Origin of the sequence: Pediococcus pentosaceus, from assembly GCF_001437285.1 — a bacterium.
Classification (GTDB): domain Bacteria; phylum Bacillota; class Bacilli; order Lactobacillales; family Lactobacillaceae; genus Pediococcus; species Pediococcus pentosaceus.
Genome location: NZ_JQBF01000007.1, coordinates 1 through 12,855, shown reverse-complemented (window position 1 = coordinate 12,855; position 12,855 = coordinate 1). Strand labels below are relative to the sequence as shown.

Annotated in this window: 14 protein-coding genes; 6 read left to right on the top strand and 8 right to left on the bottom strand. The window is 38.6% G+C overall.

All coding sequences use genetic code 11. From position 1 onward, the window contains the following. Positions 1-62: 62 nt before the first annotated feature. Genes IV86_RS07140 through IV86_RS07130 form a run of 3 tightly spaced genes read right to left on the bottom strand, consistent with a single transcriptional unit; the run spans position 63 to position 2,252 of the window. A complete protein-coding gene (locus IV86_RS07140) occupies positions 63-929 on the bottom strand; it encodes an aldo/keto reductase (protein ID WP_002834235.1) in 867 nt (288 codons plus the stop codon). A 19-nt stretch (positions 930-948) separates the two neighbouring features. Then, entirely contained in the window at positions 949-1,698 is a 750-nt protein-coding gene (locus IV86_RS07135) for an SDR family oxidoreductase (protein WP_002834237.1), read from the bottom strand. Beyond that, complete coding sequence (locus IV86_RS07130; RefSeq protein ID WP_029257618.1) at positions 1,698-2,252, bottom strand: DapH/DapD/GlmU-related protein; 555 nt, start codon at positions 2,250-2,252, stop codon at positions 1,698-1,700. Before IV86_RS07130 ends, IV86_RS07135 begins: the two co-directional genes overlap by 1 nt. A 122-nt stretch (positions 2,253-2,374) precedes the next feature. On the opposite strand from IV86_RS07130, the gene IV86_RS07125 reads away from it, so the two are divergent. Further along, positions 2,375-3,271 (top strand): LysR family transcriptional regulator, encoded by an 897-nt coding sequence (locus IV86_RS07125; protein ID WP_002834240.1) that lies wholly within the window; start codon positions 2,375-2,377, stop codon positions 3,269-3,271. Next, the gene (locus tag IV86_RS07120; RefSeq protein WP_002834242.1) at positions 3,264-4,154 is read left to right on the top strand and encodes a diacylglycerol/lipid kinase family protein; all 891 of its coding nucleotides are present in this window, start codon (positions 3,264-3,266) and stop codon (positions 4,152-4,154) included. Before IV86_RS07125 ends, IV86_RS07120 begins: the two co-directional genes overlap by 8 nt. A gap of 55 nt (positions 4,155-4,209) precedes the next feature. On the opposite strand, the gene IV86_RS07115 is transcribed toward IV86_RS07120, so the two are convergent. The 4 genes from IV86_RS07115 to IV86_RS07100 form a co-directional block, all read right to left on the bottom strand. Then, entirely contained in the window at positions 4,210-4,641 is a 432-nt protein-coding gene (locus IV86_RS07115; RefSeq protein WP_056979462.1) for a universal stress protein, read from the bottom strand. Beyond that, positions 4,641-6,233, bottom strand: coding sequence for an Nramp family divalent metal transporter (locus IV86_RS07110; protein ID WP_002834244.1), 1,593 nt, complete (start codon positions 6,231-6,233; stop codon positions 4,641-4,643). Before IV86_RS07110 ends, IV86_RS07115 begins: the two co-directional genes overlap by 1 nt. A 155-nt stretch (positions 6,234-6,388) precedes the next feature. Further along, positions 6,389-7,069: a VIT1/CCC1 transporter family protein gene (locus IV86_RS07105; RefSeq protein WP_002834245.1), complete on the bottom strand. Its 681-nt coding sequence runs from the start codon at positions 7,067-7,069 to the stop codon at positions 6,389-6,391. A 14-nt stretch (positions 7,070-7,083) separates the two neighbouring features. Then, the gene (locus IV86_RS07100; protein ID WP_002834246.1) at positions 7,084-7,773 is read right to left on the bottom strand and encodes a VIT1/CCC1 transporter family protein; all 690 of its coding nucleotides are present in this window, start codon (positions 7,771-7,773) and stop codon (positions 7,084-7,086) included. 273 nt (positions 7,774-8,046) lie between these two features. On the opposite strand from IV86_RS07100, the gene IV86_RS07095 reads away from it, so the two are divergent. The 3 genes from IV86_RS07095 to IV86_RS07085 all read left to right on the top strand — a co-directional run bounded on the left by IV86_RS07095 (position 8,047) and on the right by IV86_RS07085 (position 10,738). Next, positions 8,047-8,574, top strand: a complete 528-nt coding sequence (locus tag IV86_RS07095) for a CvpA family protein (protein WP_002834247.1) — start codon at positions 8,047-8,049, stop codon at positions 8,572-8,574. Positions 8,575-8,586: 12 nt separating this feature from the next. Next, positions 8,587-8,820 carry a hypothetical protein gene (locus IV86_RS07090; protein ID WP_002834248.1) on the top strand — a complete coding sequence of 78 codons (234 nt, stop codon included), beginning with the start codon at positions 8,587-8,589 and terminating at the stop codon, positions 8,818-8,820. Between the two features lie 124 nt (positions 8,821-8,944). Further along, entirely contained in the window at positions 8,945-10,738 is a 1,794-nt protein-coding gene (locus tag IV86_RS07085) for a glycerophosphodiester phosphodiesterase (protein WP_002834249.1), read from the top strand. Between the two features lie 62 nt (positions 10,739-10,800). Here IV86_RS07085 and IV86_RS07080 read toward each other — a convergent pair whose 3' ends face one another. Beyond that, on the bottom strand, positions 10,801-12,072 hold the full coding sequence (locus IV86_RS07080; protein ID WP_002834250.1) for a cation:dicarboxylate symporter family transporter: 1,272 nt from the start codon (positions 12,070-12,072) through the stop codon (positions 10,801-10,803). A 186-nt stretch (positions 12,073-12,258) separates the two neighbouring features. Between IV86_RS07080 and IV86_RS07075 the strand changes: the two genes are divergently transcribed. Further along, positions 12,259-12,792: a GNAT family N-acetyltransferase gene (locus tag IV86_RS07075; protein ID WP_002834251.1), complete on the top strand. Its 534-nt coding sequence runs from the start codon at positions 12,259-12,261 to the stop codon at positions 12,790-12,792. The last annotated feature ends 63 nt before the right edge of the window (positions 12,793-12,855 follow it).

Below are 12,855 nucleotides of genomic sequence, written 5' to 3'. Positions count from 1 at the left end.
TAAGAATGATCCCTTTTAGGACCAACCTTAGATTATTTTTTTAGATTAAATTGATATTACTCTTACATTTTTCCACCAAAGACTGGAAAGACACTTGCATCCCCGTAATCTAGTGGTTTGACTTGTTTCAAAATTTCCATATCTTCATCAGAAATTACAAAATCAAGCTCGGCGTTTGATTTCATGTGTTCCGGATTAGAAGTTTTAGGAAGTACTACCGTATCTAATTGCCAATCGTAACGGATTGATAATTGTGGTGCACTAACGTTATATTTTGCCGCCATTTTTTGAATAGCTTCGCTACGAAGTGCTTGTCCATGAGCGATTGGTGAAAATGCTTCAACCACAATCCCATTTTCATGAGAGTAGTTAATCAAATCCATTGGTGTAGCAGCTATATGCGATAAGATTTGGTTAACCATTGGCTTAGTATCACTATTTTTGATTAAATTATCCAAGTCTTCGTTTTGGAAGCTAGAAACACCGATTGCACGAAGCTTACCTTCATGCATAGCATCTTCAAGAGCACGCCAAACTTCAAGGTTACCCTCAAAATGACGTTCATCGGATTGATTTACTTCTGCCCAGGGCTGGGGGTTATGAATAATCATCATATCCAAATAATCTAGACCCATTTTGTTTAAAGTTTCATCAATAGACTTTTTGGCATCATCATAATTTTTAATTTCAGCAGCAATTTTTGAGTTAACAAAAATTTCTTCACGAGGAACACTTGCAGTACGTACGCCTTCACCTACGCCACGTTCATTAGCATAAGCTTGGGCGGTATCGATATGACGATAGCCCATTTCAATTGCGCTGCGCACAGCGTCAGCAACTTGATCATCAGCAATTTCCCATGTTCCTAAAGCTAACTTAGGGATTTTTACACCATTACTTAATTTGTACGATTCTTCAAAAACATTCATATTATCATTTCTCCTTTAATTAAACGGTTTGACCTGTAGGACGAATTACCATTTCATTAACAGCCATATTAGCTGGGGTGTCAATCACAAAGGCCACTGCTTGAGCAATTTCTTCTGGATTAAGTCCCGTCATTTCAGCTCCCGGTAATTTTTGAGCATCCTTCAATTCATTACGAATTTTTTCACTATTGATTGAGTTAAATAGCTCAGTTTTCACGGTACCTGGAGCAATAACCGTAGTTTTAATATTATTTTGGTGTTCTTCTTGGCGAAGACCTTCCATAATCGCGCGGACCGCATACTTAGTACCTGAATAAGCCGCATAACCCGGTAAAACTTCATAGCCTAATACCGAAGAAGTTGTAATGATATGGCCACTTTGTTGTTTTCGCATGATGGGTAGAGCTGATCCAATCCCATTTAGCACACCTTTAACATTAATATCTAACATTTGTTGCCATTCATTTTGAGCAACTTGATTTAAATTATTAACTGGCATAATTCCAGCATTGTTAAATAACACATCAATCCGACCAAATTTAGCAACCGTACCATCAATTACAGCTTGAACTTCATCTTCATTGGTTACATCGGCTTTGAAAATTTCGATTTCAGCCTCAGGATATTGAGCTTGGATTTCTTGTAATCGATCCAGACGACGAGCGGCCAAGCTAAGCTTAGCTCCTTGTTGCGCTAACATTGCTGCTGTCGCAGCTCCGATTCCACTCGAAGCGCCCATGATGATTACTACTTTATTCTTATTACTCATTATTTTTGATCCTCCTTAGTATTCTTGATTACTTTAATTACGCGTGCTGGAATACCAGCAACTATCGCATTGGGTGGAACATCGCGGGTAACCACGGCGCCCGCAGCAACTACTGCATTTTCACCAATAATTACGCCAGGAGTTACCGTTACATTGGCGCCTAACCAAGCATTATTATGAATACAAACCGAGTCTAAATCTAGATTACGGCGCTCGCTAGGTTCTAGACGGTGATTAACGGAAGCAATCGTTACGTTTGGACCAATCAAGACGTGATCACCAATATAGATACCACCTAAGTCCACAAACATCGATCCGCTATTAATGAAAACTTTTTTACCAATGTGGAGATTGCGACCAAAATCGGTTTGAAAAGGTAATCGAATTTCAGTCGAACCATCAATTCGCTCGTTAGTGATTTGGCTTACAATGCTAAGTACTTCATTTGCCGAATGAATCCCAGTATTTAATTGCTGAACCAACCGTTGGTTTTTAGCTACGATTTCTTCGACACCATCATAGGCCGCTGTTCCCAAATCCATTTTGGATTGCATTAACTCACCCCGCTTCCTAACCTTATTGATTGACTCTAGTCTACGGGATCGTTACTATAATGTTAAATACTTATTAAACATCAAAAACAATAACTTTTAGTTATGAATTAAAGGAAAATATTATGGATATTCGTGTCTTACGCTATTTTGTGGTAATTGCTCAGGAACAAAACATTTCACGAGCGGCCACTTTACTTAACGTGTCCCAGCCGGCTTTATCACGCCAAATTGCTGATTTAGAAGATGAATTAGGGACTAAATTATTTACTCGTGCCCATCGCCATATTCAACTTACGCAGGAAGGTCATTACCTACTAGAACGGGCGCTACAAATTATTGGTTTAGTTGATAAAACTACTTATAACTTACAAAAACAAGATGTAGTTAGTGGAACGCTCGACATTGGAGCAGGAGAAAGTGTGGGGATTATGCCAGTCATGGAGGCAGCCCAGCAAATCATGCGTCAATACCCCGACGTTCGTGTTAATCTTCGGAGTGCGGATGCGGAACCCATCTTAGCTGACCTCGATGCAGGCATTTTAGAATTTGGCATTATTATGGGAAATCGCCCCCTTAATAATTACAACACTTTGGTTTTACCAGCTAAAAATCATTGGTGCGCCATCATGCGAGCAGATGAACCGCTCGCCCAACAGAAAGAAATCCGACCAATTGATCTAGTCGGTCGTCCTTTAATTACTTCACGTCAGGCTTACAAACACGGTTTATTCCAAAAATGGAGTAACACCCTTTATGATCAACTTAATTTTGTGGGAACTTTCAATTTGGCTTTTAATGGTAGTTTACTAGTCAAAACGGGAGCAGCAATTGCACTTTTATATGATCAACTTGTGGATGTTTCACCAGCAAGCGGTTTGGTTGCCCGCCCGCTTAATCCTGACATGTCAGAAGCGAACACACTCATTTGGAGTAAAAATCGAAATTTACCCAATTTAAATCGATTATTTTTAGATACTTTACAAAAAAATTTAGCTCAACAAGGAGGCTCTGATGCCTAAATATACCGTTATTTATAATGAAGATGCTGGAAAAAATGATAATAAATCCATCGCTGAACGTTTTCAGCAAGCGGCTGAACGCTTGAAGCGATCAACCACCTTAAAGGCCACGTCTAGTCGTCAAGAAGCGCTCGATTACGTAGTCGATCATATTGATCAACTGGATACAGTTATTACAATTGGCGGAGACGGCTCCATTAATACCGTGTTTTCGGCCTTTCTTAAAGCTAAAAAATCAGTCAAAGTGGGAATTATTCCTGGGGGTACCGTCAATAATTTTGCTAAAGCACTCGAAATTCCTCAAGATGAAGAAGCCGCTTTTGATACCATTCTTAATGGTCATCCCCTCGCTGTGGATTTGGCCCATACTGAAGACCGTGCCATCATTAGTAGCCTTACACTTGGAACCCTTGCTGATATGGCCCGCCATGTCGGACAAGATGAAAAGAAAAAATGGGGACCTTTAATTTATTTGAGTAAAGGAATTCGCCAGTTAATTGCTAAGAAATCTTACCAGATTAAAGTTAGGACTGCGGATGGCGACCATGTCTATCGCACGCGCTTCCTATTAGCAACCACTACCAACTCAGTGGGTGGTTTTACTAATTTTGATACATCTGCATCTCCAGCAGATGGTAAAATTCACTTGGTTATCCTGAAACATTTTTCATTCATGCGTCTTTTAGGCTACCTAAGTTATTTCCTAACTGGACGTTTTCGAGATATCAAAGATGTTGATCAACTTACCGCTCAGGAAGTTGAAATTTCTGCCGCTGATTCACACTTGAAGGTTGAAACTCGAATTGATGGTGATCCTAGTGACCAACTCCCCATCAAACTGGGCGTAGAGCAAGGCTTCGTTCAAGTTATGGTACCTAAATAATTTAACTCAAAATAAAATGGACCAACGCAATCAAAGCGTTGATCCATTTTTTATATTATCGAACCACAGTTACCGTGATGGGAGCATACTTCGCCATGTAGGCTGCTTGGCTACCAAAATGTCGTGCTAACCCTTTTTTAGACTCTGCGCCAACCACTAACAAATCGGGTTGGACAGCTGGAATAACTTCTTCCACAATGGTCTCGCCCGGATCGCCTTCCGTAACGACGCACTTTACATTTTGGACTCCCGCATCCTGAGCCTTTTTCTGATATTTTAAGATATGTTGTTCAAGTTCGGCCCGTTCTCCATGAATAAAGTCCTTATCTAGCGCTTGAAAAACATTCATTTCGTCACTTTCCAAAACTGATACGATTACCAATTCAGAACCCGATTTTTTAGCCAGATTAATTGCATAATCAAAGACTAAAACGGCATCTTCCGAATCATCTACACCAACTAATATTCTCTTAACATCAAAGGTCATTATGCTTCCTCCTTAGCTTCTGCTTTACTTTGCATTTCCAATTCGTAACGTTGGTTACCTTTATGGAGTTCAAAGACTGTCCAAGCTAGGAGTGCTAGAACTACTGCCACTAGCATATAGGCAATTATGTGCGCCAGCTCTACTTCACCAGCACTTGGATTAGCTCCAAAGAAGGCCGTAATTGAATTTGGTAAACCAGTCATATTGAGGTAGGTTAGGAAAATAACCGAAATCCAACCTAAAATTTTGACCGCCCAACTATTCTTAAATCGATCACCCATTTCAACGCGACTATCAGTCATCATCAACAATGGAATCATTGAGAATGGTAATGCAAAAGCCAAAAATACTTGAGAGTTATTCATCAACTGATTTAGGGCTTCGTGTTCTTGAAGATCACCTTTACCGCTGGTAATCATGACACAAATCAAAACTGGTACAACTGAAATCAAACGGGTAATCAAACGCCGTGCCCAAAGTGGCATTCGCATGTGAATGAATCCTTCCATGATAACCTGGCCGGTTAACGTTCCCGTGATGGTTGAATTTTGACCAGAAGCCAACAAAGCTACCGCAAATAATGTTGAAAGTACCCCAGTTTTGGCAACTCCAATCAAAATTCCGTTACTCAAAGTTGAAGTATCATTCAACGCATGGAATAGACCAAAGAATGATGGATCTTGGACAGCGCCGGACTTAAATACGGCAACTCCCATCACCAATAGAAGTGAATTAACGATAAATGCGAATGATAGCTGAATATTTGAATCCCAAGTTGAGAAACGTAGCGTTCTTGCTACGTCTTCTTCATCGTTATGATCAATTTCACGCGTTTGTGAAACCGCTGAGTGCAAGTACAAGTTATGAGGCATAACTGTCGCACCAATAATTCCTAGTGACCCACTTAAAGGAGTCATTCCGCCAATTGTTGGTGAAGTTTCAAATGCTTTAGTAGTTGGTACTAAGCCGCTAAATACCGCACCCCAATTTGGATTTGATAAAGCAACTTGGTAGACGAAAACCACTAAAATAACCATGATTAAACACACCACAATGGCTTCAATTTTTCTAAAACCAATCTTAGTCAATAACAGTAATAGCAGTACATCCAAAACGGTAATGAAAACCGCAATGGCTAGCGGAATATGGAACAACAAATACAGCGCAATTGCAGCACCAATTACTTCAGCGATATCAGTCGCCATAATTGCCAATTCCGTTAAAATCCATAATACAATTCCCAATGACTTACTTGTTCTAGCGCGAATTGCCTGCGCTAAGTCCATTTGACTCACAATTCCCAGTTTAGCCGCCATATATTGTAACAACATCGCGATTAAACTCGAAATCAAGATAATCGACATTAGCATGTACTGGAAGTTTTGACCCCCAGTGATTGATGTTGACCAATTACCAGGGTCCATATAACCAACAGCAACTAATGCTCCCGGACCCGAATACATAAACAGTGCCTTCCAAAAACCAATATTCTTAGGCACCTTAACTGTCCCATTTATTTCTTCCAATGATCGTCCATTAGCGTATTCCACTAATTTGCGACGTTTCTTTGGGTTCTTGATCTCATTACTCATCAAAATCATTCCTTTCCTCAATCTTGAACCACGGCTATCGTAACATATTGTTCACGATGCGCAAACTCTTTTTGTTGCCGTTAGACAGGCATTTGTGGCTTCAATGATTAAGAAAAGCTTGATAGATGAAGCTCGAAAACGATTTCTTAAAAATTTTAAAATAATTTTCCAATGTAGTAATGGATAAACATTGTGATAATTCCCACAATCACGTTTCGAATAATAGCTTTTTTTGCCATCCCATTTCCCAATTTGGCGCTCAAAAAACCAGTTAGCGCTACGGAAAAGACGGTCGCTATAATCGTCGCTTGCATTTTAAAAGAAGTTGGTGCCATCGACATCGCTACTAACGGGAAGAAGCCCCCTAAAGCTGCTGAAATCAATGATGAAACAGCTGCACTCCAAGGATTCAAGTAATCTTCAATATCCATATCGTAGCGTACACTAACCGCGGTTTTTAGTGGTTTTTCTTGCATCAAAGCTTGTGAAATTTCATGAGCTGTTTGTTCACTAACACCCTTATCGACATAAAAACGTGCGATTAATTCTTGTTCAGCTTGGGGATCAGTTTGCAAACGTAATTTTTCTTCACCCACTACCGCTTTTTCAGTATCACGTTGTGAACTAACTGAAGCATATTCGCCGGCTGACATGGAAAAAGCACAGGACAAAAGATCCGATAATCCAGCAATGAAAATAATAAATGGATTAGTCGTTGCTGCAATTACACTAAAAAGAACACCGACCACCGTTAGAATTCCATCATTAGCACCTAGCACTCCGGCCCGTAGCATGTTTAATTTATTGTCTAAACTGATTTCTTTTTTCTTCTTCATGCTTATTTTCCCCCTTATCTAGCAAATAGCGAACCGATTAAGTATGTCATCGCCATTGTAATTAAACCTGCCAAGACGTTTCGTAAAACCGCTCGTCTACGAACCGCTTTACCAATGACTGCCGCTGCATAACCAGTAACTGCCAAGGCAATCGCAACCGAAACAACGGTTAAAGGCACACGAATACTATGTTTAGCGAAAGTGATGGTGAACAAGGGCAACAAGGATCCCAATGAAAATGAAATCATGGAGGAAATGGCCGCCATATAAGGACTGGTAAAGTTATTCATATCAAAACCATATCGCTCACGGACCGTAGTCAAAAGAGCATCCTTTTCCATCATTTCGGACGCAGCCTTCTGGGCTAGGTCTGTTGGAATCCCGTCATTCGCATATTTTTCAGCAACAAAATCCAATTCTTTTTGATAGTCATCTTTTAAAGCTTGACGCTGAACATTGACCGCATTTTCTTGGGAATCTTTTTGGGAGTTAACCGATACATATTCGCCCATGGCCATCGAAACCGTTCCAGCTAACATCCCCGAAATTCCAGATATAAATATGGCAAAACTATTAGTGGTGGCTCCTGCTACACCTAAAACAATTCCTGCAACAGATAAAATACCGTCATTTGCGCCCATTACGCTAGCTCGGATGATATTGATTTTTTGTGCGAGTGTTCCAGCTTTTTGTTTCTTATCCATCTTACTATCCCCTTGTTCTAATTTAGAATCATTTTAAACTGACAACTAATTCTACTTCTTTTCATCCGGAATTGTAAAGTTCTTTTAAATCTTTTATAAATCCCGTTTAAACTGGCTATATTTAGGTTAAATTGAAGTTAAATGAAGTACAACAATCTTGAAAACAAGTGATTTTTCATCTATAGTGTTTAGATACTTAGGATTCTCTCGTCCATTGATATACGGGAGAATCTGTTCACAGACTCAACTACTAATTAAGTAAAGGAGCTCTTAATGCTACTATCTTTAATAATAATTTTAATTTTAATTATGGCGATTGCTCGCGGCTGGCGCCGAGGGCTCATCCTGGAATTATTGTATTCACTGGGTTATATCGTTGTTTTTATTTTTGCTAAAGTTTTTACCAATGACTTTGCTGCTTTCCTAACTACTACTTTCGGAGGCTGGACTAGTAACCAAGTTACTAATTTAACAGTCATGCATTCCGTCGCCTTTATTCTACTAATGTCCATCGGCTGGATCATTATTCGTTTAGTAGGGCGTTTATCGCAAATGGTTACTTGGCTACCAGTTATCCATCAAGTAAATAGCCTAGCTGGTGCGGTGGTTGGTTTAGTAATTACTTATGGAATTTCCTTTGTCATTCTCAGCATCAGCCAATTTATTCCCAATGATTTTTATCAAGAGCAGCTCTCCCAATCAGTAGTAGCTCAGACCATTTTGTCGAAAACTCCCGCTGTTTCATCAGAACTGATCAATAACTACATTATTCATACCGAACAAACTAAAAACGTACTATAATCAGGAGGAACTATGGAACTTCAATTAATCAAGAAATATATCGCAGCCTACCTATCAACCACAACAACCCGTTTAGAGACTGTGGAAGCACCAATGCCCGGAATTAAAGTTGATATTAATGGTAATGAAAGTTTCTTTTATCCCAGTGCCAACGACGAAAACACCTTCTTTGAAGAATATGGTGATCATATCTATGTTCATGTTTACAATACTGAGACTAAAGCTTTTACCACAACTGAAAAATAACTGTTAGGAGTTGCGACAAAGACGTTTAATCTAAGTTTTAACCTTGATCCGATTTAGATTAGACTTTGTTGTAGCTCCTTTTATTTTGGACAAATTCACACAAAAAATTACTTAGGGGAGAATCATGTCGAGCACTCTGAAAACTTATCGTTATATTTTTAAACACATTTTTAGCTATATTTGGCTTTTTATTGCTTCTACAGTTGCTGTATACGGAATTTTAATCCCAATTTTTACACTAATTGGAAGCATAATGCTACGTTTGGCAAGAGTTCGTTACATCTCTAATACCAATTTAATTGAAATTATTAGCCAGCATCCTGTTTTAGATTTAGGTTTAATTCTTTTAATTCTAGCAGTAATTGTGGCCATCTATTGGCAAGTCACATTTCTATTTTTAGGAACCATGCAAATTAATTATGGAAAGAAGTTAACGATTGATTCACTCTTACGGCTTTCCGTTCAACGTGTCCGTAAGACCTTTTTTCGTTCCGTTTGGTTCTTACTAATCTACTGCATTTTAATCTTACCTTTTGGTGGATTAGGTTTTTCGACACCTTTATTAAATAAAATTAGGATTCCTAGTTTCCTAGTTGATTATTTTTTAACTGAAAATCGTCCACTTTTGTTAGTGATGATTTTGCTATACGTGGTTACTTTTTACCTCGGAATTCGCTTATTCCTAGTTCTACCATTAATTATTTTGGGTAAACGGAACGCCCATACTGCGGTAAAACAGAGTTGGCAAATAACTAAGATTAACTTTAAGCCAATTGTTTTACGACTTGTATTACTCTTTGCTACCACCATTGTTGTAATAATTGCTGGGCAACTTTTAGTACTAGGGGAACAAACCCTTTTCGACCGTATGACACCAACCGGAGTGGCCTTTCTCGCCGCTTCCGTAAACTTAATTTTGATTGAATTTTTTATGTTTCTTTCGAGCATTGCCGCGGGTGCTGGTTCTTTGATGATCATGACTGAATACCTGGCTGGAGATCAGCGCTTTACTGCCCATACTCATCGATTAAGCGACCAGCTTCAAGAACTTAGCTACAACGTCGGGAACCAACGTTGGATTCGAATTATTGCTGGTTTACTTGTTATCGGGGGCATTGGATTTAATTCGTTGTATCTAACTGGATTTTTTAGTGACACTCCCATTACCATTTCTCATCGCGGGGTTAACGCTAAAAATGGGGTGCAAAATACCATTGAGTCCCTTAAGAATACTAGTCGATTACATCCTGATTTCATCGAAATCGATATCCATGAAACTAAGGACCATCAATTTGTATTAATGCATGATGAAAATCTTAAAAATTTAACCGGGGTTGATAAAGCACCGCATCAACTGACTTTAAAGCAACTCACCAAATTAACTGCGCATGAAAATGGAAGTTCAGCTAAGATAGCTAGCTTAGATGATTACATGGACGCTGCTGAAAAGCTTAAACAACCCCTACTAATTGAATTTAAAACTACTAAATACGATGATCCAAAAGTGGTTGAGCGTTTCAATGCTAAATACGGACAAAGAATTCTAAAAAATCATGATCAAGTCCATAGCCTAGATTATGATGCCGTTGAAAAACTTAAAGAACTTAATCCAAAATTAACCGTGGGCTATATTCTGCCTTTCAATTTTATTGGAGTTCCACAGTCTAGCGCCGATTTTTACACGATGGAATATTCAACTTTAAATAACTCATTTTTACTAACTGCCGAACTAACTGGTCGAAAAGTTTATGCTTGGACCGTCAATAGTGACGATGCAATGGCCAGATTGAACTTTATGGGAGTCGATGGCATTATCACCGATAAACTTGAACTTCTACAAAAAACGGTTAAACAACTTAACCACCATCCAAGTTATGGCAGTCGATTAATCAACTTTACTTATGAACTTGGCAGTTAAAATATTCNGACCATGACATTAATGTCATGGTCGCCTTTTTTCGCTGTATTTTATTTCATACTCTAAATATTTTTTACATACTCTGCATGCTTCGCTTCATCGAACTCGCCTTCCGACTTGCCCATGATAATTGCAGCTAGTGAGTTACCCACCACGTTAACCGCAGTTCGACCCATATCAATAATGCGGTCAACACCAGCAATAAACGTTAAACCAGCCATCGGAACACCAATGGTAGAAACAGTAGCTAAGAGAACCACAAATGAAGCACCAGGAACACCAGCCATCCCTTTAGAAGTAATCATCAATACTACTAGCAGTGTAATTTGTTGTCCAATACTTAAATTAATATGATAAGCCTGGGCTAAGAAGAGTGCCCCAACTGCTTGATAGATAGCTGATCCGTCCAGGTTGAACGTGTATCCAGTTGGAATAACGAAGGATACGATTCCTTGGCTAACACCATATTTTTGCATTTTATCAATAATTTTAGGAAGTGCAGCCTCTGAACTGGCTGTTGAAAATGCTAAAATCAATTCATTTTTGATTACCTTTAGCAACTGGAAGAATTTCACGTGGTGAATCTTAGCCACAATTCCTAGTACCACAATTACAAAGAATGCCATCGCCACGTAGGCAATCAAGATGAACAATCCTAATGGTTTTAAAGCGTCAATCCCCATTTGAGCGATTGTTACCCCAATTAGAGCGCAAACCCCAATAGGAGAAAGGTGCATAATCCAGTTAGTAATCTTAAACATTACTTCTTGGATAGCAGTAAGGCCATCAATCAAGATTTGTCCTTGTTTACCAATTGCCGTAATTCCTAATCCAAAAAGAACTGAAAATAGAATGATGGGCATCATGTTTCCTTCAGATAACGAACTAAAGATATTAGTTGGAATAATGTTCATAATCGTTGACCATAGGCCACTGCTTTCTTTAGCGTGTTTTGCAGTTTCCACGTATGAACTAATATCCGTACTTTGCAAACTATGGATATCAATATAAGTTCCTGGATGAAAAACGTTAGCAAAAATCATTCCGACTACTAAAGCAATGGTGGTTAGAATTTCAAAATAAATCAAAGTTTTCAATCCAACACGACCCAATTCTCCAATGTCACCCATTCCCGCAATCCCTACGGTTAAGCAGGATATAACGATTGGAAGAACAATCATTTGAATCAAGTGGATAAACATGGTTCCAATATTTTGCATCGCCGTAATGGCAACTTGGTTATGGTAGAAAACGGCACCTAAAACCACTCCTAGGATCAATCCTATCAGGATTTGCCACCCCAGCGTCAATCTCCAATTCCGAACTTTTTTCATATTCACACCCCTAAAATTTATGCTATTCACTATACTATCATATTTTTAATTAAAAATTAATCATAGGTTAATTCCAAAAATCTTTTGAGAAATAACGAATACGTTTTCATCTATAAAAAGTAATGACAACTCTTTTCATTTACGTTAAAATAGCATTTCTGATAAAAAAATAAATGGAGAATAATTATGACAACATCTTACTTGCGCAAAGCAACTAAGGCTGACTTGCCAGCCATTTTAGAAATAATTGATGCAGCCAAAGCTTACCTTAAGGAACAAGGAATTAATCAGTGGCAAGCTGGCTACCCTACTAACCAAGATATTGAAAAAGATATTGAACAAAAAATTAGCTATGTTTTAATGGTCGACGGTGAAATTGCGGCCACTGCTGCTTTATGGCCTGATCGAGACGTAAATTACGATGACATGTTGGAAGGAAGTTGGAGAGGTAATCCGGAAGATACTTACATGTCTATTCATCGAATTGCGATGTCTTCTAAATTCCGCGGTCAACGACTCTCTGAAAAAATGATGTCCGGACTTTTCACAATTAGTTCCGAACTAGGCTACAATGAACTCCGTATTGATACCCACCCCAAAAATAAAGGTATGCAAAAAGTTATTGCTAATAATGGTTTCGAATATCGTGGCATTATCGACTTCAATGACGAAAATGAAGTTGATACAACCCGTTTTGCTTATCAATTATATCTAAATTAATTAGTATATTTTAAAAGAGATTTCAGTCGATATGTAGTGACCCCAAAAAGTTAGACTTTTTAG

Coding starts and splice junctions, on each gene's coding strand:
- IV86_RS07140 (WP_002834235.1), bottom strand. CDS start 929: ATGAATGTTTTTGAAGAATCGTACAAATTAAGTAATGGTGTAAAAATC.
- IV86_RS07135 (WP_002834237.1), bottom strand. CDS start 1,698: ATGAGTAATAAGAATAAAGTAGTAATCATCATGGGCGCTTCGAGTGGA.
- IV86_RS07130 (WP_029257618.1), bottom strand. CDS start 2,252: ATGCAATCCAAAATGGATTTGGGAACAGCGGCCTATGATGGTGTCGAA.
- IV86_RS07125 (WP_002834240.1), top strand. CDS start 2,375: ATGGATATTCGTGTCTTACGCTATTTTGTGGTAATTGCTCAGGAACAA.
- IV86_RS07120 (WP_002834242.1), top strand. CDS start 3,264: ATGCCTAAATATACCGTTATTTATAATGAAGATGCTGGAAAAAATGAT.
- IV86_RS07115 (WP_056979462.1), bottom strand. CDS start 4,641: ATGACCTTTGATGTTAAGAGAATATTAGTTGGTGTAGATGATTCGGAA.
- IV86_RS07110 (WP_002834244.1), bottom strand. CDS start 6,233: ATGAGTAATGAGATCAAGAACCCAAAGAAACGTCGCAAATTAGTGGAA.
- IV86_RS07105 (WP_002834245.1), bottom strand. CDS start 7,069: ATGAAGAAGAAAAAAGAAATCAGTTTAGACAATAAATTAAACATGCTA.
- IV86_RS07100 (WP_002834246.1), bottom strand. CDS start 7,773: ATGGATAAGAAACAAAAAGCTGGAACACTCGCACAAAAAATCAATATC.
- IV86_RS07095 (WP_002834247.1), top strand. CDS start 8,047: ATGCTACTATCTTTAATAATAATTTTAATTTTAATTATGGCGATTGCT.
- IV86_RS07090 (WP_002834248.1), top strand. CDS start 8,587: ATGGAACTTCAATTAATCAAGAAATATATCGCAGCCTACCTATCAACC.
- IV86_RS07085 (WP_002834249.1), top strand. CDS start 8,945: ATGTCGAGCACTCTGAAAACTTATCGTTATATTTTTAAACACATTTTT.
- IV86_RS07080 (WP_002834250.1), bottom strand. CDS start 12,072: ATGAAAAAAGTTCGGAATTGGAGATTGACGCTGGGGTGGCAAATCCTG.
- IV86_RS07075 (WP_002834251.1), top strand. CDS start 12,259: ATGACAACATCTTACTTGCGCAAAGCAACTAAGGCTGACTTGCCAGCC.